General features: G+C 70.1%; 21 protein-coding genes. 3 read left to right on the top strand and 18 right to left on the bottom strand.

The window, feature by feature from the left end:
* Positions 1 to 16: 16 nt before the first annotated feature.
* From tsaE to glmS, 8 genes are all read right to left on the bottom strand, one after another.
* Entirely contained in the window at positions 17 to 472 is a 456-nt protein-coding gene (tsaE, locus tag PUT80_RS09570; RefSeq protein WP_275291651.1) for a tRNA (adenosine(37)-N6)-threonylcarbamoyltransferase complex ATPase subunit type 1 TsaE, read from the bottom strand.
* Entirely contained in the window at positions 469 to 1,557 is a 1,089-nt protein-coding gene (locus tag PUT80_RS09565) for an alpha/beta hydrolase (RefSeq protein WP_037816232.1), read from the bottom strand. The genes tsaE and PUT80_RS09565 overlap by 4 nt, the downstream gene beginning before the upstream one ends.
* Positions 1,554 to 2,675, bottom strand: coding sequence for an alanine racemase (gene alr / locus PUT80_RS09560; RefSeq protein WP_134731500.1), 1,122 nt, complete (start codon positions 2,673 to 2,675; stop codon positions 1,554 to 1,556). Before alr ends, PUT80_RS09565 begins: the two co-directional genes overlap by 4 nt.
* A gap of 29 nt (positions 2,676 to 2,704) precedes the next feature.
* On the bottom strand, positions 2,705 to 3,805 hold the full coding sequence (gene ugpC / locus PUT80_RS09555; RefSeq protein WP_037816234.1) for a sn-glycerol-3-phosphate ABC transporter ATP-binding protein UgpC: 1,101 nt from the start codon (positions 3,803 to 3,805) through the stop codon (positions 2,705 to 2,707).
* A gap of 3 nt (positions 3,806 to 3,808) precedes the next feature.
* The gene (gene xylB / locus PUT80_RS09550; protein ID WP_043835269.1) at positions 3,809 to 5,242 is read right to left on the bottom strand and encodes a xylulokinase; all 1,434 of its coding nucleotides are present in this window, start codon (positions 5,240 to 5,242) and stop codon (positions 3,809 to 3,811) included.
* Positions 5,232 to 6,056 carry a DeoR/GlpR family DNA-binding transcription regulator gene (locus PUT80_RS09545; RefSeq protein WP_275291647.1) on the bottom strand — a complete coding sequence of 275 codons (825 nt, stop codon included), beginning with the start codon at positions 6,054 to 6,056 and terminating at the stop codon, positions 5,232 to 5,234. The genes xylB and PUT80_RS09545 overlap by 11 nt, the downstream gene beginning before the upstream one ends.
* A 343-nt stretch (positions 6,057 to 6,399) precedes the next feature.
* Complete coding sequence (locus tag PUT80_RS09540) at positions 6,400 to 7,845, bottom strand: NAD(P)H-hydrate dehydratase (protein ID WP_275291646.1); 1,446 nt, start codon at positions 7,843 to 7,845, stop codon at positions 6,400 to 6,402.
* Positions 7,846 to 7,857: 12 nt separating this feature from the next.
* Positions 7,858 to 9,720, bottom strand: a complete 1,863-nt coding sequence (gene glmS, locus PUT80_RS09535; protein WP_037816238.1) for a glutamine--fructose-6-phosphate transaminase (isomerizing) — start codon at positions 9,718 to 9,720, stop codon at positions 7,858 to 7,860.
* A 194-nt stretch (positions 9,721 to 9,914) separates the two neighbouring features.
* On the opposite strand from glmS, the gene PUT80_RS09530 reads away from it, so the two are divergent.
* Complete coding sequence (locus tag PUT80_RS09530) at positions 9,915 to 10,751, top strand: alpha/beta hydrolase (RefSeq protein WP_275291644.1); 837 nt, start codon at positions 9,915 to 9,917, stop codon at positions 10,749 to 10,751.
* Here the strand turns inward: PUT80_RS09530 and PUT80_RS09525 are convergent, their stop codons facing one another.
* The 6 genes from PUT80_RS09525 to rplM all read right to left on the bottom strand — a co-directional run bounded on the left by PUT80_RS09525 (position 10,752) and on the right by rplM (position 16,852).
* Positions 10,752 to 11,201 carry a hypothetical protein gene (locus PUT80_RS09525; protein WP_275291643.1) on the bottom strand — a complete coding sequence of 150 codons (450 nt, stop codon included), beginning with the start codon at positions 11,199 to 11,201 and terminating at the stop codon, positions 10,752 to 10,754. It abuts the gene before it with no gap.
* A gap of 16 nt (positions 11,202 to 11,217) precedes the next feature.
* A complete protein-coding gene (locus tag PUT80_RS09520) occupies positions 11,218 to 13,875 on the bottom strand; it encodes a hypothetical protein (protein WP_275291642.1) in 2,658 nt (885 codons plus the stop codon).
* Positions 13,875 to 14,189: a hypothetical protein gene (locus PUT80_RS09515; protein ID WP_235146890.1), complete on the bottom strand. Its 315-nt coding sequence runs from the start codon at positions 14,187 to 14,189 to the stop codon at positions 13,875 to 13,877. Before PUT80_RS09515 ends, PUT80_RS09520 begins: the two co-directional genes overlap by 1 nt.
* 128 nt (positions 14,190 to 14,317) lie before the next feature.
* Positions 14,318 to 15,655 (bottom strand): phosphoglucosamine mutase, encoded by a 1,338-nt coding sequence (glmM, locus tag PUT80_RS09510; protein ID WP_037816242.1) that lies wholly within the window; start codon positions 15,653 to 15,655, stop codon positions 14,318 to 14,320.
* Positions 15,656 to 15,899: 244 nt separating this feature from the next.
* Entirely contained in the window at positions 15,900 to 16,388 is a 489-nt protein-coding gene (rpsI, locus tag PUT80_RS09505) for a 30S ribosomal protein S9 (protein ID WP_037816243.1), read from the bottom strand.
* Between the two features lie 11 nt (positions 16,389 to 16,399).
* The gene (rplM, locus tag PUT80_RS09500; RefSeq protein ID WP_009072361.1) at positions 16,400 to 16,852 is read right to left on the bottom strand and encodes a 50S ribosomal protein L13; all 453 of its coding nucleotides are present in this window, start codon (positions 16,850 to 16,852) and stop codon (positions 16,400 to 16,402) included.
* Between the two features lie 309 nt (positions 16,853 to 17,161).
* Here rplM and PUT80_RS09495 point away from each other — a divergent pair, with 309 nt between their 5' ends.
* Both PUT80_RS09495 and PUT80_RS09490 read left to right on the top strand, forming a co-directional pair.
* Positions 17,162 to 18,010 (top strand): hypothetical protein, encoded by an 849-nt coding sequence (locus PUT80_RS09495; RefSeq protein ID WP_275291641.1) that lies wholly within the window; start codon positions 17,162 to 17,164, stop codon positions 18,008 to 18,010.
* Between the two features lie 40 nt (positions 18,011 to 18,050).
* Positions 18,051 to 18,698, top strand: coding sequence for a DUF4333 domain-containing protein (locus PUT80_RS09490; RefSeq protein ID WP_275291640.1), 648 nt, complete (start codon positions 18,051 to 18,053; stop codon positions 18,696 to 18,698).
* A gap of 159 nt (positions 18,699 to 18,857) precedes the next feature.
* On the opposite strand, the gene PUT80_RS09485 is transcribed toward PUT80_RS09490, so the two are convergent.
* The 4 genes from PUT80_RS09485 to PUT80_RS09470 all read right to left on the bottom strand — a co-directional run bounded on the left by PUT80_RS09485 (position 18,858) and on the right by PUT80_RS09470 (position 22,181).
* Positions 18,858 to 19,148 carry a WXG100 family type VII secretion target gene (locus tag PUT80_RS09485; RefSeq protein ID WP_037816245.1) on the bottom strand — a complete coding sequence of 97 codons (291 nt, stop codon included), beginning with the start codon at positions 19,146 to 19,148 and terminating at the stop codon, positions 18,858 to 18,860.
* A gap of 64 nt (positions 19,149 to 19,212) precedes the next feature.
* Complete coding sequence (locus tag PUT80_RS09480) at positions 19,213 to 19,536, bottom strand: WXG100 family type VII secretion target (protein ID WP_009072357.1); 324 nt, start codon at positions 19,534 to 19,536, stop codon at positions 19,213 to 19,215.
* Between the two features lie 241 nt (positions 19,537 to 19,777).
* Entirely contained in the window at positions 19,778 to 20,137 is a 360-nt protein-coding gene (locus PUT80_RS09475) for a hypothetical protein (RefSeq protein WP_275291639.1), read from the bottom strand.
* A gap of 10 nt (positions 20,138 to 20,147) precedes the next feature.
* Positions 20,148 to 22,181, bottom strand: coding sequence for a type VII secretion-associated protein (locus tag PUT80_RS09470; protein WP_275291638.1), 2,034 nt, complete (start codon positions 22,179 to 22,181; stop codon positions 20,148 to 20,150).
* Positions 22,182 to 22,209 lie beyond the last annotated feature (28 nt).

The following is a 22,209-nucleotide window of genomic DNA, read 5'->3' as shown; positions in this document are numbered from 1 at the left end:
TGCCGGACGGGAAGCGCTAGGCGGCTTGCAGCTCGTCGACCCGGGTGGTCCAGGAGCCGTGCGGTTCCAGCACGACGGTCCGGGTGTCGTCGTCGTGCCGGGTCAGGCGGACGACCAGGTGGTCCTCCGACAGCCGCTCCGCGCTGCCCTCGCCCCATTCGACGACCACGGCGGACGATTCCAGGTCGGTGTCCAGATCGAGGTCGTCCAATTGGGACAGATCGCCGCCGAGCCGGTACGCGTCCACGTGGATCAGCGGTACCCCGGCCGCCCCGGCGGCGTGCACCCGCGCCAGCACGAAGGTCGGCGAGCTGACTCGTCCGCCGACCCCGAGACCGTCCGCGATCCCTCGGGTCAGTGTCGTTTTCCCGGCCCCGAGCGGACCGTCCAGCAACACCACGTCGCCCGCGCGCAGGGCCGCGCCCAGCGTCCGCCCGAAGGCCATCGTGTCCTCGGGGGTTTCCAGAATCACTTTGTCCACCACCAGTTTCGCCGGTTCGGCGCGGCGCTGCCACCACAGCGCTGCAGCAGGTCGATGAGATGGCTGTTCACGAGCTCGGGCTGTTCGAGCTGCACCATGTGCCCGGCTCCGCGCACGCGCACCAGCTCGGCGTCCGGCAGCTCGGCGGCGATGCGCTCGGCGTGCGCGAACGGCGTGAAGCGGTCCGAATCGCCGCCGATGACCAGCACTTGCGCGTGGTTCAGCCCGGCCAGCACCGCGTAGCGGTTGTGGCTGCCGAGGGTGTCCACGAAGTTGATCAGACCGCGCACCGGCGTCACCGCGAGCATTTCGAGCATGAAGTCGACCAGGCGCGGCGAGACGTCGCGGCTGCCGAACGCGAGGCGGCGCACTGCCTGCCGGGTCAGCTGACCGCCCGCCGCGCGAACGAACTCCACCAACCCGGGTTGCCATCCAGCCAGCTCGCCGACGCCGCGCGTAAGCGGGTTGTACTTGGACAGCAACGGCCTCGGCAACCCGCGCGCGCCGACTTCGCCCGCCGCGGTCGCGATGAAGGCGACGCCGCATACGCGGTCCTCGAAGAGGTCTGGCCGTTGCGCCGCCAGCTCCATGATCACCATGCCGCCCATGGAATGTCCCATGAGGACGATCGGCCCTTCGGGCACCATCGCGCGCAGCACGCTGTCGAGGTCGTGCGCGAGCTGTTCGATCGTCGAGGTCTCCGTGGACGCTTCACCGGACAGACCGTGACCGCGATGGTCGAAGTAGACCTGCCGTACGCGCGGCAGCCGCAGCGAGGCGACGTCGCGGCGTTGGAAGTGCCACGAGCGCCGCGAAAGCGCGAAGCCGTGTACGCCGACGAGAGTCAGCTCCGGCTGCTCGCCGTCCTCAGGATCGATCTCCTCGACCGACAGCGGCGTACCGTCTTCAGCCGCGACAGTGGACGTCCGGTCCGGCTTCAACTCGCCTAGCGGCTCGTCGGCGAACGGGTCCTCGGTCGGTTTGCGTTGCTGCGACGCGACAACTGCCGCTGCCGCACCCGTCACTACCGCTCCGACTCCGCCGACGATCGCCCACAGTCGCGCCGAAGGAGTCACGCCCGCTCCCCCACGTACCGGCGGTGTACGCGTGGCCGGTACATCGAGGTGACGATTTCGTAGTCGATGGTGCCGATCTTGTCCGCCCATTCGCGCGCGGTCGGCTCTCCCGAACGGCCCGGTCCGAACAGCACGACCTCGTCGCCCACAGCGGGCACGTCCTCGTTGCCGACGTTGACCACGAGCTGGTCCATGCAGACCCGCCCGACGACCGGCCGTCGCTTCCCGCCGAGCCAGACGTCCATCCGGCCGGACAGCGTGCGCGGCACCCCGTCGGCGTATCCGGCGGGCACGAGCGCGAGCGTGGTGTCCTCGTGCGCGGTCCAGGTGTGTCCGTAGGAGACGGATTCGCCTGCCGCCAGCGGCTTGGTGAGCACCACGGTCGACCGGAAGGTCATCACCGGACGCAGGTCGTCGTCGGTGGGCACCGGGTTGAGGCCGTACATCGCGATGCCCGGGCGGACCATTTCGAAGTGCAGGTCCGGCCTCGTGAGCGTGGCGGCGGAGTTCGCCAGGTGCCGGATCGGGTCAAGACCGGCGGCGCGGGCCGCGTCGTAAGCCTCGGCGAACAGCTTCGCCTGGGCGTCGATCGACGCGTGCCCCAGCTCGTCAGCGCAGGCCAGATGCGACCAGATGGCCACGACCTCGACGCCGCGCGCCTTGGCCGCGGCTTCGACCAGCTCAGGCCAGGCAGCGGGCGGGCAGCCGTTGCGGCTCAGCCCGGTGTCGATCTTGAGGTGCACGCGGGCGCGCTTCCCGGCCCGCTCCGCGGCGGCGTCGACCCTGGCCAGCTCGCCGAGGGAGCTGACGCCGAGGTCGATGTCCGCCTCGATGCCGGGCGTGAAATCCAGCTCCGGCACGTCCAGCCAGCTGAACAGCCGCACGGACAGACCCGCGGCGCGCAGGTCGAGGGCTTCGCGCAGCGAGCAGGTGCCGAGCCAGCTCGCCCCGGCCTCGACCGCGGCGCGGCCGACGGGGACCGCGCCGTGGCCGTACCCGTCGGCCTTGACCACGCACATCACGGCCGCGCCGGGGGCCCGGGCGGCCAGCAAGGAAACGTTGTGGCGCACTGCGCCGAGATCGACCACGGTCTCGGCGTGCGGAGAACTGGCAGTCATAACGACTGCCAGTTTCCCACGCTATCGGCTCAGGAGAGACGCTGCCCGGACGTGCCGGAGAACACGTGCAGCTCGTCCGGACGGATTCGCAGGTGCAGGGTGTCGCCCATGCCGGGGGGCGTACGCGGGTCGACGCGGGCGACCACGTTGCGTGACGAACCCTCGGCGCTCTCCTCGACGCCGGCGCCGAGCTTGCCGTAGACGTAGGCGTCCGAGCCCAGCTCCTCGACCAGTTCGACCTTGATCGGCAGCGAGCCGGCGGTGTCGGTGGTGACCTCCAGCGACTCCGGGCGGAAACCGATGGTGACCGTGTCGCCGTCGGCCGCGGACCGGACCTCGGGCTTGAGCGGCACCTGCACGCCGCCGACCTCGGCGCCGTCCGCGGTGAGCTTCGCGGCGACCAGGTTCATCGCCGGGGAGCCGATGAAGCCCGCGACGAAAACGTTTGCGGGCCGGTCGTACAGGGCGCGCGGGGTGTCGCACTGCTGCAGCAGACCGTCCGACAGCACCGCGACGCGGTCACCCATCGTCATGGCCTCGACCTGGTCGTGGGTCACGTACACGGTGGTGACGCCGAGCCGGCGCTGCAGCGCGGCGATCTGCGTACGGGTCGAAACGCGCAGCTTCGCGTCGAGGTTCGACAGCGGCTCGTCCATGAGGAAGACCTGCGGCTCGCGCACGATCGCGCGGCCCATCGCGACGCGCTGGCGCTGACCGCCGGACAGCGCCTTCGGCTTGCGGTCCAGGTACTGCTCGATGTCCAGCAGCTTCGCCGCGTCGAGCACCTTCTGCTTGATCTCCGACGCGGGCCGCCCGGCGATCTTCAGCGCGAAGCCCATGTTCTGCGCGACCGTCATGTGCGGGTACAGCGCGTAGTTCTGGAACACCATCGCGATGTCGCGCGAACGCGGCGGCAGCTGGGTGACGTCGCGGTCGCCGATCCAGACCGCGCCGTCGTCGATGTCCTCCAGGCCCGCGAGCATCCGCAGCGCGGTGGACTTGCCCGAGCCCGACGGCCCGACCAGCACGAGGAACTCGCCGTCGGCGATCTCCAGGTCCAGCGCGTCGACCGCGGGACGCTCGGTCCCGGAGTAGCGCCGGGTCGCCTTGTCGTAGGTGATGCTGGCCATCGGTCAGTCCTCTCCCAATTTCGCGGAAACCCCGTGCGCGGCCTCGCGCGCCTCGAGGTGGCGTTGCTGGATCTCGATGCCCGCGGCGCGTAGTGCCCCGGTCGGCTCGCCCAGTTCGAGCCGGTTTTCGGTTCCGTGCCAGGTCGGCGGCTCAGCGGTGCCCGCGAGCGCCCAGGCGGCCTGCCGCGCGGCGCCGAGCGCGACGTACTCGCCGACCTCGGGGATCACGACGGGCAGGCCGAGCACGATCGGCGCGATCGCCCGCACCGCGGCGGACTGCGCGCCGCCGCCGATGAGCAGCACGCGCTTCACCGCCATGCCCTGCGCGCGCACCGCGTCGAGCCCGGCGGCCAACCCGCAGACCATGCCCTCGACAGTGGCCCGCGCGACGTTCTCCGGCGTCATGTTCGCCCTGGTCAGACCGTGCAGCGAACCGGTCGCGCCGGGCAGGTTCGGGGTGCGCTCGCCGTCGAGGTACGGCAGCAGCGTGAGCCCGCCCGCACCCGGTTCGGCGGACAGCGCGAGCCGGTCGAATTCGGCCAGGTCGACGCCGAGCATCGCCGCGCCCGCGGTGAGCACGCGCGCGGCGTTGAGGGCGGCGGTCAGCGGGAGGAACCGGCCGGTGGCGTCGGCGAATCCGGCGACCAGGCCGCTCGCGTCCGCCGCGCCGGTCTCGGTGACGCCGAAAACCGTGCCGCTGGTGCCGATCGAGATCACCGCGTCGCCCGGAGCCAGTTCGAGCGCGAGGGCGGCGGCCATGTTGTCGCCGGTGCCCGCGGAGACGAGCATGCCGTCGCTGGTGTGCCCGGCGACGTCGGACGGGCCGAGCACCGTCGGCAGATCCGGGGTGCGGCCGCCGAACGCGTGCGCGAGGACGTCGTGCCGGTAAGTGTTGTCCGTCGGCGAGAAATACCCGGTGCCGGAGGCGTCGCCGCGGTCGGTCACCGCGGTTTCCGGGCGACCGAGCAGCCGCCAGGTCAGCCAGTCGTGCGGCAGCAGGACGCGCGCGACGCGGTCGGCGTTCTCCGGTTCGTGCTCGGCGAGCCAGCGGAGCTTGGTGACGGTGAAGCTCGCGACCGGCACCAGCCCGACCGACTTCGCCCAGACACCGGGTCCGCCCAGTTCGTCGGTGAGGTCTTTGGCCGCCTGCGCGGAGCGGGTGTCGTTCCACAGCAACGCGGGCCGGACGACCTCGCCGGCCTCGTCGAGCGTGACCATGCCGTGCTGCTGCCCGCCGACGCCGATTGCCTTGACCCCGTCGAGGACGTCGCGAGTGGCGTCCGCAAACGCTTGCGCCCACGCTGCGGGGTCGACCTCGGTGCCGTCCGGATGCGGTGCGCGGCCCGTACGCACGACCTCGCCGGTGCGTGCGTCGCAGACCACGACCTTGGTCGACTGGGTCGACGAATCGACCCCGGCCACCAGCTCAGCTGTCATAGGGCTGCCCCTCCTCGACGTACTCCGCGGCCTCGACCGCCGTGCCTTCGTTCAGCGCCGCCTCGATCTCCTCGGTGGGAGTGGCTTCGCTGGTGATCAGGAGGTCGTAATCGCCGACAGTGCCGTGCGCGTACGTCGCGGTGCGGCCGAACTTCGAGTGGTCGAGCACCAGCACATTGCGGTTCGCGGCGCGCAGCACGGCCTTCTTCAGCTCGGCGTAGTCGCGGACCGGGTGGAACAGCCTGCCCACCGCGACCGCGCTCACCGAGACGAACGCGATGTCCACGCGAATGCGCTCGAGCAGCGCGAGCACGTCGGGACCGGAGCAGGAGTCGTACTCGGGGTGGTAATGCCCGCCGGCGAGGACCACGTCGACGCCGGTGCCCAGCAGCCGCGCGGCCTGCAGCGAGTTGGTGATGACGGTGAGGCGCTCGATCCGGGCCAGCCGCTCGACCAGCGGAAACAGCGTGGTGGAGTCGTCGACGAACACCGCCTGGCCGGGCTCGACCTGCTGGATCGCGAGATCCGCGAGGGCTTCCTTCTCGGCCGAGTGCAGCGTGAACCGGCTGGCGGTCTCCATGGTGAGCGCGGGATACGCCTCGACCTTGCCGCGCAGCTTCCGGAGCAACCGCTTGGCGGCGAGCTCGTCCAGGTCGCGGTGCATCGTCATGAGGCTCACGCCGAACCGCGCGGTGAGGTCGTCGATGCGGACTTCGCCCTGGTCAATGACGTAGTCGAGGATCTCCTGGCGCCGCTGCTCCACCGCGGCGTCGGACGGGCGCGTCTTCGGCCGTCCTGGCGTGTCTCGACTCACATCTTGTTCTTACCAGATATCGCGAGCCGAGTTAACACGTAACTCGATAACTCCTGGGTCACCTTCGCGGCGCCCCCATGGGTCTTCTCAGCTGCGTGCGGGGTGCTCGCCCTCGTTGACAGGTCTGGCGCGCGCTGGTCGCGGAGGTCGAGGTACGTGAGGGGAACCCTGAGGGAATCAGATTCCCTCAGGGTTCCCCTCACGTACCTTTCGCGGGCACCGAGCCACGCAGCTTGTCTCACCAGGCGATGCACCGCATCCCCTGGCCAGCAACGCTGCCGCGAACCCGCCACCACACCGCACTACTGAGAAGACCCCAATGCCACATTGGGGGAAGCTTTGGTCAGCGGGCGGTCGCGCGAACCAACCGCAGCGCGGCGGGAATGGCATCGACCAGACCGGACGCCGACGTCGGCACGTCATCGGCGGCGAGCGCCCCGGCCAGCGAATGCACCTGCGCGGCGGCCGCGGCGGCCAGCCACGGATCGAGCCCGGCGGCCAGCAGCGACCCGACCAGGCCGGTCAGCACGTCGCCGGAACCAGCGGTGGCCAGCCACGACCCGCGTGGGGTGTTCACCGCGACGCGGCCGTTCGGAGCGGCGACGACCGTGCAGTGGCCTTTCAACAGCACAACCGCGTCGTACTTCTTCGCCGCTTCCCGCGCCGCGGCGACCCGATCCGCGCCCGGGCGGCGGCCCATCAGGCGTTCGTACTCGCCGGCGTGCGGGGTGAGCACGAGCGGAGTGTCCGGGTCGCGGGCGTCGAGGACTTCGGGGGTGTTCGCGATGATCGTGGTGGCGTCGGCGTCCGCACAAACCGGGACGCCCTGGCCGAGGATGTGCCGCAGGATCTCGCGACCCTCGCCGCCGGTGCCGATGCCCGGGCCGACCACCCACGCCTGCACCCGGCCAGCGTCGGTGACAGAGCCGGTCGCGACGATCTCCGGCCAGCGCGAGCGCACGACGTCCGCGGCGTGTCCGGCGTAGCGGACCATGCCCGCCGTCGCGCGCACCGCGGAACCGGACGCGAGCACCGCCGCGCCGGGGTAGGTCGCCGATCCGGCCGCGATCCCGACTACGCCCTGGGTGTATTTGTCGTCCTCCGGACCGGGGATCGGCCACGCCTCGGCGACGTCGGCCAGGTCAAGGCGCTGCAGATCCGGCTCGTCCAGCCAGGGCCGCAGGCCGATGTCCACCAGCACGACCTCGCCGCATTCCTCCGGGGCCAGCACGTGCGCGGGCTTGAGCGCCCCGAAAGTGACCGTGCGCGCGGCGGTGACGTGTGGACCGTCGACCGCACCGGTGTCCGGATCGACGCCGCTCGGCAGATCCACCGCCACCACCGGCGCTTCGATCCGCGCGACCAGCTCGGCCGCTTCCGGACGCAACGGGCCGCGAGCCGAAATGCCGACGATGCCGTCCACGACGACGTCCGCCCGTTCGATCCACTGTGGACTGTCCGCTATGGACACCACCCGACCGCCGGATCGCCGCAGCGCGGCCAATCCCGCCGGATGAGCCTTCTCCGGCTTCAGCAATACCGCGGCCACCGCAACCCCGCGCCGACGCAGGAAAGCGCCAGCCCACAACGCATCGCCGCCATTGTTGCCCGAGCCGACCAGCAGCACCACCCGCCGACCGGAGACACCGCCGGTGTCCTCGGCCAGCAACCCGGCCACCTCGGCAGCGAGGCCGAAGGAGGCGCGACGCATCAGCTCGCCGTCCGGAGTGCGCGCGAGCAGCAGGTCCTCCGCCGCGCGAATCCGTTCTGTAGTCCAGATTCCCTGCACGGCGGCGGCTCCCTACTCCACGGTGACGGACTTCGCCAGGTTACGCGGCTTGTCGATGTCGTACCCGCGCGAACTCGCGATCTCCGCGGCCAGCACCTGCAGCGGAACGGTGGAAACCAGCGGCTGCAGCAGCGTCGGCACCGCGGGCACCTCGATGAGTTCGTCGGCGAACGGGCGCACGGTCTCGTCGCCCTCCTCGGCGATCACGATCGTGCGCGCACCCCGCGCCTGGATCTCGCTGATGTTCGACACCAGCTTCGAGTGCAGCACCGCGCGGCCCTTCGGCGACGGCATCACGACGACGACCGGCAGGCCCTCCTCGATCAGCGCGATCGGACCGTGCTTCAGCTCGCCCGCCGCGAAACCCTCCGCGTGCATGTACGCGAGTTCCTTCAGCTTCAACGCGCCTTCCAGCGCCACCGGGAACCCGACGTGGCGGCCGAGGAACAGCACCGCGCGCGAGTCGGAGATGCGCCGCGCGATCTCGCGCGTCGGCTCCACAGTGGACAGCACCTTCTGCACCGCGGCCGGCATCGCTTCCAGCTCGGCGAACTCGCGGGCGACCTCGTCCGGGTACTTCGTGCCGCGTGCCTGCGCCAGCGCGAGGCCGACGAGGTAGTTCGCGGCGATCTGCGCGAGGAACGCCTTGGTCGACGCGACCCCGATCTCCGGCCCGGCGTGCGTGTACAGCACGGCGTCGGACTCGCGCGGAATCTGCGCGCCGTTGGTGTTGCAGACCGCGAGCACGCGGGCCTTCTGCTCGCGCGCGTGCCGCACGGCTTCGAGGGTGTCCGCGGTCTCGCCGGACTGGGAGACGGCGACGACGAGCGTGTCGCGGTCGAGAACCGGGTCGCGGTAGCGGAACTCCGAGGCCAGCTCCACCTCGACCGGCAGCCGGCACCAGTGCTCGATGGCGTACTTCGCGACGAGCCCGGAGTGATACGCCGAACCGCAGGCGATGACGAAGACCTTGTCGACGTCGCGCAGGTCCTGGTCGGAAATGCGCTGCTCGTCGAGGATGATCCGGCCGGCCTCGAAGTGCCCGCGCAGCGTGTTCGCCAGCGCCTCCGGCTGCTCCTCGATCTCCTTGAGCATGAAGTACTCGTGGCCGCCCTTCTCGGCGGCCGACAGGTCCCAGTCGACGGTGAACGGCTTGGCCTGCGCGGCGTCGCCGTGGAAGTCGGTGACCTGGTAGCCGTCGCGGGTGATGACGACCAGCTGGTCCTGCCCCAGTTCGACGGCCTCGCGGGTGTGCTCGATGAACGCCGCGACGTCGGACGCGACGAAGTGCTCGCCCTCGCCGACCCCGACCACCAGCGGCGACGACCGGCGCGCGGCGACGATCGTGTCCGGCTCGTCCGCGTGCGTCACGACGAGGGTGAACGCGCCCTCCAGCCGTCGGCACACCGCGGCGACGCTGGCCGGCAGGTCGCCCTTGGTGTCGCCCTCCGCGTAGGCGAGGGAAACCAGGTGCGCGGCGGTTTCGGTGTCGGTGTCGCTGGCCATCTCGATGCCCGCGGCCTCGAGCTCGGCGCGCAACGCGGCGAAGTTCTCGATGATCCCGTTGTGCACCACCGCGACGCGGCCGGTGGTGTCCCGGTGCGGATGCGAGTTGCGGTCGATCGGAGCCCCGTGCGTGGCCCAGCGGGTGTGGCCCATGCCCGCGGTGCCCTCGAACGCGTCGCGGCCGACCTCGTCGAGCCGGGCCTCCAGGTTGGCCAGCCGGCCGGCCTTGCGCTCGACGGTCAGCGCGCCGGCACCGTCCAGCACCGCCACGCCCGCCGAGTCGTAACCCCGGTATTCCATGCGGCGGAGCCCACCGAGCACGACGTCCAGAGCCGGGCGGTGTCCGACGTATCCCACGATTCCACACACGCGAACTAGCGTAACGAGACAAGTCCAGTCCCCTACTCCGGTCCCTAGAGCGGGGTTTTCAATGCCGCTGAGCTGGGCGGGCGACATCCCGGACAACCGTTGACCGGGTCTTCGCGCAGTGTGGCGGCCGACCCCTAAACCGATCGGGGTGGCGCACCGGGCCGGGGAGGGGCACGGGCAGTAAGGTCACGCGCATGGCCAGCAAGCCCAAGCAGCTGCTCACGGAGCTGTCCCACCCGGGACCCCACGAGGTTGTGCGCGGCAACCTCGCCCTGGTCGGACTGCCCGGCGTCGTGTTCACCCCGCGCCAAGGCCTTGGCCTGCCCGCCATCGCGTTCGGGCACGGCTGGATGCAGCCGACCACCCGCTACCGGCAACTCCTGCACCACCTCGCGAGCTGGGGCGTGGTCGCCGCGGCCCCCGCCACCCAGCTCGGCCCGCTCCCGTCGCACCGCCTGCTGGCCGGCGACCTGCTGACGACGCTCGACATCGTCACCACGGTCCGCCTCGGCCCGGACGGCATCAGCGTCGACCCGGAGAAACTGGGCCTGGCAGGCCACTCCACCGGCGGCGGTTCGGCAGTGCTGGCAGCCGCCCAGTCCGCCGGAGCAGGCGACGACGCCCGCCCGAAGGTCCGCGCAGTGGCGACGGTAGCCGCGGCACAGACCTTCCCGCCCGCGACGGATGCCGCGAAGCTGATCAGCGCCCCCGGCCTGCACCTGGCCGTGGACGGCGACCTGGTCGCCCCGGCAGTCGGCCACGCGGACGCGATCGCCCAGGCGTGGGCCGGTCCGGTGCAACTGCGGACGCTGGCGAAGTCCTCCCACCTCGCGGTGACCGAGGGTCGGCACTGGAGCCAGCTGCTGCTGCAAGGCAAACCGCAGCGGGCGACTCAGCAGCTGACGAAGGCGCTGTTCACTGCGTTCTTTCTCACGCATTTGACCGGGACGGACAAGTACCTGCCGCTGCTGGACGCGGATGTGAAGCGAGCGCCGATCGAGGTTCCGGAGGACGAGGAACCGGCTGCCTGATCAGGTAGCCAACCAGTCGGTGTTCGTGAAGTCGTCCTCGTCGTGGTGCACGCCGCGACGATGCCGCCCCGACGGAGCCGCGGGCGGCGCCGGAACGGGAGCCGGCGGAGGCGTGCTCGGCCGCTGCGGAGCAGGCTCGGCCGCCGGGTAGTCCACGCGACGTTCCTTCTCCGCTTCGTCGTCTTCGAAACCGAAGCTGACCTCGCCCTTGGCCTTGTCGCCGACCGTCGACTCCATCACCCAACCGCCGGCCTTCGCCGCGCGACGAGCGCTCTCCTGCACGCGGACGATCACCTGGCCGACGGTGCGCAACTGCTTGTCGCTGGCCTCTTTGCTTTCCTTGAGGTCTTTGCGGACCCGGCTGCCGATCAACGCGAGCCGTTCCTCCGCCTCGCGTTCGATCTGAGCCATCTTGTGGCGGAATCCCGCCCCCAGGTCTTCGCTGCTCACCGCGTCCTCCCCCGTCCTAACGGCCAGGCTGATCGTCGTCGAGCAACGACCCGCTGATCCGGTTCGAGTTGGACTGCGAACCGAAAAGACCGCCGTCGACCCGGTACGCGCTCGACGAACGTTCCTGCTCCTGCCCGCCGCCCGGCGCGTTGCCGAGCCCGCCCATCATGCCCCCGCCCATCATGGCCGGAGTTCCGGAACCGGTCGCGTCGTGGTGCACCGGCGCGGTGCCGAGCTGCGAGGTGTCGGTCGGCGGAGCGTCGCCTGCCGAAGCGGCCATCGGGTCGGCGGTGTCGCCGAGGCCGTCGTGCGGAACGGTGCCGATGCCGGGGTCGGAGGAGAACGGGTCGAGCACCGATTGGGCGGTAGTCGACTCGTCCGGTCCCGACGCCGCCGCGGCGGGCGCGCTCGCTGGCTCGTGAGTCACCGGCAGTTCGTGCGACGGCGGCTCGCCCGGGACGATCCGGTGCTCCTGCGCAGCGGGCTGGTCAGGAGCAGCCTGGTGGCTCTGCGCAGCGGGCTGCTCGGGAACGACCTGGTGGCCCTGTGCGGCGACCTGGTCCGGGACAGCCTGGTTCGCGGCAGCGGCGACCGGCTGGCCCGCTGCTGCCGCTGCGTCCGGCACCGGCGTTCCGGGAGGCGTCGGTCCGCCCGGCGTGGCCTGCCCCCCGACCGCGGCTCCACCGCCGGCGGTGTGGCCGCTGGGGTTGAGCGCACCGTCGTCACCGAGGGTGTACTTCGTGGGATGGCCCGAGCCGTCGTCGATCGTCACGACCGTCGGGCCGTCGGCTCCAGACGGCCGTTCGGCCACGATCGACAGCTTGCCGTCCTGGATGTGGATCTTGCCGTCCGGACCCGGCTGGTACTTCTGCGCGCCGTCCTGGTTCTTCGCGGCGTCCTGGCCCGGGGCTCCGTCGTGGCCCTGGCCGGTCCCTTGCGCACCGTCGTGGCTTTGCGCACCGTCGTGGCCCTGCGGTCCGAACCCGGTCGCCGGGTCCGGGTGCTGCTGCCCGGGCACCGGAGTCCCCGGCGGCTGCGTCGCGTCCGGCTTTGCCTGGTCGCCGAAGTCGAGGTCGTAGGTCTTCTGCTTGCCCGTGCCGTCGTCGACGCTGATCCCCATGTGCCCGTCCTTGCCGGGTTCGGACATGGAGATCTTGTGCCCGTCGTGCTCGACGGTCATCGTCTCGGGCTCTTCGGGCTTGAGCGCCGCGCCCGTCTTCGGATCGATCGGATACGGCTGCCCGGTCTTCGGATCGACCTCGAGCGGCTGGTGAGTGACCGGGTTGAGCCCCTCCGCAGACTGCGGCTGGGTTTGCGGAGTCTCCGGCATCTTGGGCGTCTGCGCTGCGGCCGGGGTCGGCCCGGAGCCGCCGGTGCTCGGCATTCCCGAGTCCTTGCCACCGCCGCCGGAGGACGACGGCGTGGTCTGCTGGCCGCCCCCGTCGGACTGCTTGCCGCCGCCCTGGTCAGCGGGCTTCGACGACGTGGTGAAGAGATCCTCGCGAGCCTTGCCCAGCGAAGCGCCCAGCTCGTTCCACACCTGGTCGACGCTCGTGCGCGTGTGCTCGCAGACCTGCTGCCAGTTCGTGACGTGCTTGTCCATGAACCCGCAGAACCCGGCGAGCCACTTCTTGGCCCACTCCTGCCCGGCGTCCTTGGTGTCGTCGCCGAGGTCGCACTTGTCTCCGTTGACGGTGTTCTTCAAGTCTTCGGGCATGAACCGGACGAAGTGCTTGAAGTCGTCGTCGCTCGCGTTGCGGCCCATCTCGGCGACCCGGATCAACCGATCGATGTCGCCGGGCGAGAACTGCCCCTTGGTGGGGTACTCGGTGATGTAGTACTCCTGCAGCCACTGGCATTTCGCCCGGATCAGCTTCGCGATCGAGGCGATGCTGCGGTCGATCAGGCCCGCCCCGTCCTTCAGGGTCTGCTCGACGGCCTTGGTGCCGTCGGTGATCCCCTTCCAGGACTGCTGAGCCGAATCCCGCGCGTTGCCCGACCAGTTGGCGAACACGGTCGCCATCCGGTTGTCCTGGTCGGCTGCGGCGTCCACAATGGACGCGTTGACATCCGTCAATTCCTTGGCAGCGGCCTTGAATTTGTCGAACGGGATGTCCCGCTGCTCGTCGAACGGGTCGCCGACGTGCGGCTGGAACGGGTGCTCCGGCAGGTTCTGCGCGACGAGACCGCGGGCGCGGTTGTAGAGCGGCAGCAGGTTCCGGAACGGCTGCAGACCCGAGACGCCGAGGTCGAGGATCTCGTTGGAGTTCGCGACACCCGGGTCGGTGTCAGTGTTCTTAGCCCCTTGGTCCTTCAGCTTCTGCTTGTCGCCGTCGACCGCCTGCTGCTGCTTGTCCTGCGCCGCCTTCGCGCCTTTGTCGGCGTCGCCCTTCGCCATGCTGTACCACTTGTCGACGTCGCCAGCGCTCGACGTCTCCCAGTCCATATCCCCTTCGGAGATGTTGAACCGTTTCTTGTAGAAGTCCCGCCAGTGGTTGCGGTCCTCGTCCCCTTGGAAGCCGTAACTCTGCGCGTCGCCCTCTTCTTCTTCGTCCTCGACGTAGTCGAAGTAGCGAAGCGCCAGACCCCGTTTGGTGTTATCGGGAACGCTGGGGTCGTTCATCAACTGCTGGAACTCTTGGAAGGACGGGATAGTCCCGTTGCGCTCGGCCATCAGCGTTTGCCGCTCTTCGTGATGGAGTCCGAGCTGCTCGCCTCGTTGGCGGTGTACTTCTTGCTCGCCGACCCGAGGTTGTTCCCGAAGTCCTCAGACGCCTTCACGTAGCTGTCGACGCATTTGCCGACCGCTTCGATGCCGGTCTTGTACAGCTGGAACGAGCCGTGGTGCTTGCGCCCGAAGTCCGCCTCGGTGATCTGCATCTGCTTCAACGCGGGCAGCGTCGTCTGCAGACGGTCCTTCGCCGCGTCCCGGACAAATCCGCCCGCCGTTTCCAGCATCTGCGGATCGACGTTCTGTCGGTTCCCCACGCTCGCCCCTCCTCGACTGCCGAGTTCTTCCGGACCTTGGACGCACGGAAGCCGTCGGCGGTGCCGGACACTCGTCTACGGAATGTACCCGGAGAGTGACGAGGGGCGCAGCGATTCGGGCAGTTCGGTCAGGAGACCGCGGACACGACCCCAGCCAGCCGGTCCGCCGCGGCCTGGGCCGTGGCGTGGGCCGGGGCTTCGACCATGACCCGCACCAGCTGTTCGGTTCCCGACGGGCGCAGCAGAACCCGCCCCTCCTCGCCGAGTTCCGCTTCGACCTCGCCGACCGCGTCGCGGACCTCGGCGGAGCCTGCCACCGCCGCTTTGTCCGCGACCGGGACGTTGACCAGGACCTGCGGCAGCCGGTTCATCACCGCGGCCAGTTCTGCGAGCGGTTTGCCCGTCGCGGCCATCCGGGCCATCAGGCGCATCGCGGTCAGGAGGCCGTCGCCGGTGGTGGCGTGGGCGGGGAGGACCACGTGGCCGGACTGTTCGCCGCCGAGGGCCAGGCCCGAGGCGCGCAGTTCCTCCAGCACGTAGCGGTCACCCACCGCGGTCGTGACGACCGTGATGCCGTGTGCCTTCATCGCCAGGTGCAGGCCGAGGTTGCTCATCACAGTCGCGACCAGGGTGTCCTTCACCAGCGCACCCTCTTCGGCCAGCGCCAGCGCCAGGACGGCCATGATCTGGTCGCCGTCCACCAGTTCGCCCGCGGCGTCGACCGCCACGCAGCGGTCGGCGTCTCCGTCGTGGCCGATCCCGAGGTCGGCACCGTGTTCGACGACTGCCGCGCGCAGCAGGTCAGGGTGGTTTGAGCCACAGCTGTCGTTGATGTTGATGCCGTCCGGCTCCGCGTGCAGGGCCACGACCTCGGCGCCTGCCCGGCGGTACGCCTCCGGGGCGGCCGCGGACGACGCGCCGTTCGCGCAGTCCACCACGACCTTCAGGCCGGCCAGCGGATGCGGCGTCGCGGCGACCAGGTGCTCGATGTACTTGTCGAGCGCGTCCGGGACGTCGGTGACGCGGCCGACCCCGTCGCCGGTCGGGCGGGTGACGCCGGTCGCGTCGAGGCCGGATTCGATCTCGTCCTCGATGCTGTCCGGCAGTTTGTGCCCGCCGGCGGCGAAGAGCTTGATGCCGTTGTCCGGCATGGGGTTGTGCGAGGCGGAGATCATCACGCCGAGGTCCGCTTCCAGCGCACCGACGAGGTACGCGACGGCGGGCGTCGGCAGCACGCCGAGCCGCAGGACGTCCGCACCGGCCGACGCGAGGCCCGCCACCACGGCGGCCTCCAGCATCTCGCCGCTGGCGCGCGGGTCGCGGCCGACCACGGCCACCGGACGGTGCGAACGGTCGTGCGCCGCCAGCACTCGGGCGGCGCTCGCCGCGACCGACAGGGCCAGCTCCGGGGACAGGTCGGCATTGGCCAGACCGCGTACCCCGTCGGTGCCGAACAGTCGAGCCATCTGATCCCTCTCCTCGAACTGCAAGACCGGAAGTCTAGCCCCGAGACGCGACCGCCCAGCTGAAGACAGGGGTGACGGGGCAGAAAACGCAACCGGCGGCACACGAGGTGAGACCTACGTGCGCCGCCGGGGTCCAGGGGCTTGCCCCTGGCGGGGGCTTGGGGGTTCGACCCCCAATGTGATCGCGGAGCGAGCCCGGCGAAGCGCCGTCAGGCGCGAGCAGGGTTCGCCCACGAACGAAGCATCAGCGCTTGGAGTACTGCGGGGCCTTGCGGGCCTTCTTGAGGCCGTACTTCTTCCGCTCCGTGGCGCGCGCGTCACGGGTCAGGAAGCCGGCCTTCTTCAGGGCCGGGCGGTCGTCGGCGTCGACCTCGACCAGCGCACGGGCGATGGCGAGACGCAGCGCGCCCGCCTGGCCCGAGATCCCGCCGCCCTTGAGGTTGGCGAAGATGTCGAAGGAGTCCGGCTTCTCGACGGTGACGAGCGGCTCCTTGATGAGCTGCTGGTGCACCTTGTTCGGGAAGTACTGCTCGAGCGACTTGCCGTTGAGCTTGAACTCACCGGTACCCGGCACGACGCGGACGCGGACCACGGCCTCCTTGCGGCGGCCGACCGTCTGCGCGTTGCCACCGGCGGCACGCGACGGGCGCGGGGCGGCGGCGGACTCGCTGGTCGCCACGGCCTCGGCGGGGGTCTCGGTCGAAGCGACGACCTCGGTCTCGGTGCTGGTCAACTGTTCCTCACTCACTGCGCGACCTGCGCGATCTTGGTGATCTCGCGCGCCTGCGGCTGCTGCGCGGCGTGCGGGTGCTGCGGGCCGGCGTACACCTTCAGCTTCTTGGCCATGGCGCGGCCGAGCTTGTTCTTCGGCAGCATGCCCTTGACCACCTTCTCAACGAGGTGCTCAGGCTTGGTGTCGAGCAGCTCGCCGAAGGAGCGCTTCCGCAGACCGCCGGGGTAACCGCTGTGCCGGTACGCGAACTTCTGCTCGCGCTTGTTACCGGTGAGAGCGACCTTCTCGGCGTTGACGATGATGACGAAGTCACCGGTGTCCACGTGCGGGGCGTAGGTCGGCTTGTGCTTGCCGCGCAGCAGCGTGGCGACCTCGGTCGCGAGCCGTCCGAGCACGACATCCTCGGCGTCGATCACGTGCCAGGCACGAGTGACGTCGCCGGGCTTGGGGCTGTACGTGGGCAAGGGTCTACCTCGTCGTCATTGCGTGTGGGTAATGTGCGGGCCGAGCGCTGACGCGCCGCAACGCACAACGACATATGAAGATACCCCTGTGGTCCCGCCTCTTGTGCAGCGGGGGTGCGAAGGCGCCTCGTCGGCCGGTCACAGCGTACCCGACCGGTTCCCGGAACCACCACGCCGCCGCGCGGGTCGAACCAGGATGAGACGATTCCGACGCGCGGACGCGCGAGCACGACGAGCACCTGGGGACAGCAGTTGAAGACACGAGCGAGGACGATCCGAGCCGCACGGACAGCGGGAGCCGTCGCCGCCGTGCTGGCTCTCGCGGCCGCGTGCGGGCAGGCCCGCGCCGGCACCGCGCTGCCCGACGGCGACCAGGCCGCCGCGTACGTCGGCGCGAAGTTCGAGAAGGCCATGTCGAAGCTCGCGGACACGATCGTCGAGCCGCGCAATGTGACCAACTCCGCGGACCGGTACTTCAAGTTCGACGACAAGTACCTGCACAACATCGTCACCTCCGCGCGCACCGGCAGCCCGGAGAGCCGGATCGTGCACAACCGGTCGCAGAAGAACCCCAACGAGTTCCTCGACTCGTTCACCCCGGCCGACGGCGCCGTCGAGTACCTCTACCTCGGCCCGGCCTACAAAACGCTCGCGCCGACACCGTGGGTGTCGATGCCCAAGCCGGAGGCCGGGCTCGTCCAGCCGTGCGCGTGGGGCGGGGTGCAGATCGCGTGCAAGATGGGCGACGCGGTCGACAGCGCGTACAAGGCGGACAAGAAAGCGCTGCGCGGCGCCAAGAGCTCCGCGGACGGCACCGAGCAGCTGACCGTGAACGTGCCGTTCCCGATCTTCCTCGACCGGCGCGTCGAACTGCTCCCGGACAAGGTGCTCAACCAGGTCGGGCCGGAACTGCGCAAGGCCGTCGTGCCGAGCACGATCACGCTCAAGCCGGACGGCTCGCTCGCCGCGTTCACCATGGGAGCCAAGTTCGAGGGCGACGGGCACAAGGTCGAACTGCGCTACGAGTTCAAGTTCACCGGAGAGGCCACCTCCTCGGACCTGCCGACGGTGCCGGACGCCTCGCAGGTCACCGTCCTCGCGGACGACGCGGCCAAACAGGACTTCTACCGCAGGCTCGGCGAACTGCAGGGTCGCTGATGCGCGCCCTTCCGCCGATCGATCTCCGAGGTGAGCACTGATGACCCAGCCTCCCGACCAGTACCCGCAGGGGCAGCCGCAGTGGTGGCAGCCGGGGACGAACGCGCCGCAGCAGCCGGGTTATCCGTCCGGAGTGGACAGTTCCGGCCAGCAAGGGCAGTGGGCGCAACCTCCGGCGCAGCAACAGTTTCCGCAGGGGCAGTACCCGCCGGGACAGTATCCGCAGCAGGGTTATCCGGCCCAGCCCTACGGTCAGCCGCAGAGCCAGTCGACCCCGGCGCAGCAGCCGCCGGGAGGAAACCCTTACGGCGGCGGGTTCCAGCCGTCCGAATACGGCGGGCTCGGCGCGTTTTCCGCTGCCAAGCCGGGAAAACCGCGGTCGAAGAAACCGTTCCTGATCGCCGGAGCGGTCGTCGTGGTGCTCGCCGCGGCGGGCGGGATCGCGTGGGCGACCGGAGTGTTCCGCGGGGACACCCTTGACCAGAAGTCGTTGCAGGAAGGCGTTTCCCGAGTTCTCAACGAGAGCTACGGCGAGCCGGACGTGAAGAACGTCGCTTGTCCCTCCGGCCAGACGATCGAGAACGGCACCACTTTCGACTGCACGGTGCAGGTCGGCGGACAGCCGAAGAAGGTCACCGTGCGCGTGCTTAACGACAAGCCAGAATATTCCGTCGGCGCTCCGCACTGAGCGGCGAGAGTCGTTCCGGAACCGGAGCTTTCAGCCCGGGCAGCGCACTCGACGGCGGGCAGAATATTCCATCGCCCCCCGGCGAAAGCCTTTCCCGAAAACGAAAACGGCGGGCCGACACCCGAAGGTGCCTGGCCCGCCGTGGTTTCGGAGCGTGGCTCAGAACAGGTTCTGCACCGAGCGGTCCGTCGCCGTGTAGCCGTCCGCGATCTGCGGCAGCACAGCGGCGATCTGCGCGAGAAGCTGACCGAACTCCTCGAACTTCTGGTTCCACTCGTTCTGGGCCTGGTGGTACTGGTCCTTCGCTTCACCGGTCCAGCTGTTGGTCAGCGGAGCGAGGTCGCTCTGCAGGTTGTCGAAGAGGGTGCGCAGCTCGCCACCGGTGGCGGTGCAGTCCTCAGCGGCGCGGTGGATGGTACCCGGATCAACAACAATGCGGCCGTCAGGCATGTCGAACTCCTGTCAGAAGAAAGAATGAAAGATGGAGGCGAATCTGGAACGGAAAAGAACTGGATCAGCCGAGAACGCCGAAGCCCTTGTTGAGCGAGTTGATGTGCTCGTGCTGAGCCGCTTCGCTCTTGGCGTAGGTGGATCCCGCTTCCTGGAGCAGCTCACCGATGCGGTGCAGCGCGTCGTTCAGGCCGCGACCGCAGTCGTCAAAGCGGCGCATGACGTTGTCGAAGGCACGCTGGGCGTCGCCTTCCCAGCCCGCGCGGGTCGCTTCGATGTTGGAGCGCAGGTCGCTCAGGTTCTTGTTCATCCGGCTGGTCGCGTCGACGACGCGCCCTTCCGCCGCGGTGAATTCCTTCGGATCCCCAGTGAAACCGCCAGCAGCCATGGGAGCTACCCCCTTCGTCAGTGGTTGTGCGCGCCGGCTGGTGTTTCCGGCACTGCACCTACGACGAAGACATTGCCAGTTCGGTTCACACTTGTCGCGACTTCTTCGCAAGTAGTTGCTTGCGTGAACGCGCCATCAGGGAACCGGTCGGCAACGGCCGGGTGAACGGCGTGCCGGCGACCCCGAAAAAACCTTGTCCACCAGCGTGGTTAGCACACGCACAGCCGGTTCCCGGAAACTTTCAGGAGTCCCGGCTCATGATTCGCGACTGCGAAAAGTCCTCGTCCTCTTCACTCGTCCGTGTCTGTTCGGGCGGAATCTCCGGACGAAGGGGAACCGGCTCGGGCGCGACGGGCTCGGCCGGCATCGGCAATCCGCGGGCCGCGCGGAACCGGCGGGCCGCCCCGCGCAACGCGGACGGCGCGGGTTCCGCGGCGCCGGAAAGCCGCCGCCTGCCGAACTCCTTCAGCAATTCCCGGTTCTCATTGCGGTGCCGTTCGCTGCGCGCGAGCGCGGTGCCCGCGACGCGGCGCGAGAAGGTGACGGCGTCCTGTCCGGCTCGGGTGAAGGCCGCCGGCGCGGATTCCGGAACGGAGGCCACGTGCGCTCCTTCAGCTGGTGATCTTCAGCGTGCGCACGACTTGCTCGCACGCGGCGTCGACGCGCTGCTGCACCGCGGGTGATTGGTACTGGCAGCCGACGTGCACGCGGATCCGGCCCTGCACGAGCACATACCAGCGGACGGTAATCCGTTCCGGTTTGCTCTCGACGTAGCCGATCACGTTCCGGCCACCGTAAGTCAGATCAGGCTGGAACGCAGTGTAGTTCGCGTTTCCGCTGACCCCGGACCGCAAGGCGTCGACGAGTTTCTGCCGGTCGGCCGTCGCGTCGTAGTCCATCACGAACTCCTGCGCGAGCACGAGATCGTTGCCTTTGGCGGCGTCCTGCGGGTGCAGGATGACCTGCCGGTCGGCGACCTCGTCGGTGGTCTGGATCCAGTCGTTGGGCGCGACGAGGCTGAAGTCGTACTGGGAGAACGAACGGCCTTGATCGGAGCTGTCTCCGCTGCTGACGAAGTAGACGACTCCGCCTGCGATCAGCGCCACGACCGCCACCGCCGCGGTGATCAACCACAGCCGACGGCGTTTCTTCGCCTTTTCGCCGGAGTCGCCCGCGGCGTCCGCGCCGGGAGCGGTGAACCCGCCGTTCGCGGAACTGTTCTGTCCCAACGAGTTCTTGCCCGGTCCAGTCTGCAATGGACTCGGACCGGCGGGCACCGCGACGCCGAACGGCGCGCTTTGCGGTCCCCTGGCCGCATCGGCGGGCGAGAACCCGCGCGGCGGCAACGGCTGCGCCGGAGCGCTCCGCGGCGGCGCGTTCAGTGCGTTCGGCGCCGGCGGCGGACCACGGCGGATCGGCGCGTCTCCCCGGACGATCTCGGTGCGGTGCTCGGAGTGCCCCGGGATCGACGAACCGGGCAGCACGCCGGTGCGGTCCGGTTCCAGCAGCACCGCCCGGAGCGCGCCGCGTGCCACGACCGTCTCGGGCTGGTCCAGACTCGTCGGCACCACGCCGGTGCGCTCGTGCACGAGCCGGGAGATCATCGGGATCCGGCTCGAACCGCCGACGAGGAAGATCGCCGCGAGCTGTTTGGGACGCAGGCCGGAGTCCGCGATCGCGGCACTGGTCAGCTCGACCACCCGGCCGAGCGGAGCCGCGATCAGCCGTTCCAGGTCCACCCGCGTCACGTGCGCGTCCGCGAACGGCGGCGGCAACGGCACATCGGTGTACGTGTGCCGCGACAGCGTTTCTTTCGCGCCACGGACGTCCTGGCGCAGCACCCGGCGCCGCCGGCGCTCAGCCAGCTCGCGGCCTTCGACGAGTTGCTGCCACGCCTGCGGATCCGTGCCGGACACCAGCGACCCGACGTGCTCCAGCAACGCCTGGTCGATGTCGGCCCCGCCGAAGCTCGGATCGCCTCGCGTGGCCAGCACCTGGAACCCGCCCCGCTGCGGCGGCGCACCCGGCACCCGGGCCGCGCGCGCGGCCTCCGGCGACCGCTGGACGACGCTGACGTCGACCGTGCCGCCGCCGAGGTCGAGCACCGCCAGCGCGTCGCCAGGACGGCCGGAGAACTCGACCGTCCGACCGCCCGGCGAAGCCTCCGGGGCGAAGGTGGCCGCGTGGTACACCGCCGCGGCCACCGGTTCCGGCACCAGCGCCACCTCGCGCGCCAGCCTGCCCGCGGCCTGGCGCAGCAGCCGGGTGCGGATCGCGCCCCAGTCCGCCGGGTGGGTGAGCACCAGCAGATCCACCTCGACGTCGCCCGCGACGCGCCGCGCCTCGGCGACCGCCCGGTCCAGCACCGCGTGCACGACGTCGATGACCCGCAGCACCGAATCGCCGAGCAGCAGATCGCCCTCGTCGATCCGCCGCTTCGGATTCGGCTCGTACCGCGACGGGTCGACGGCCGCCTGCCGCTCGGCCTCCTGGCCGACGAACAGGGTGCCGTCGGACGCCGCGTACACCGCCGAGGACATCAGCGGCTGCCCGTCGATCACCACGACCTGCGGCTCGCGGCCGTTGACCGACACGACGACGCAGGTGCTCGAGGTCCCGAAGTCGACCGCGACCCGCACCGTCACCGGGCACCCCTTCCGTCAACCGCGACGG

The organism is Amycolatopsis sp. La24 (assembly GCF_029087445.1).
Classification (GTDB): domain Bacteria; phylum Actinomycetota; class Actinomycetes; order Mycobacteriales; family Pseudonocardiaceae; genus Amycolatopsis; species Amycolatopsis nivea.
This window is presented reverse-complemented; position numbering and strand designations above follow the sequence as displayed.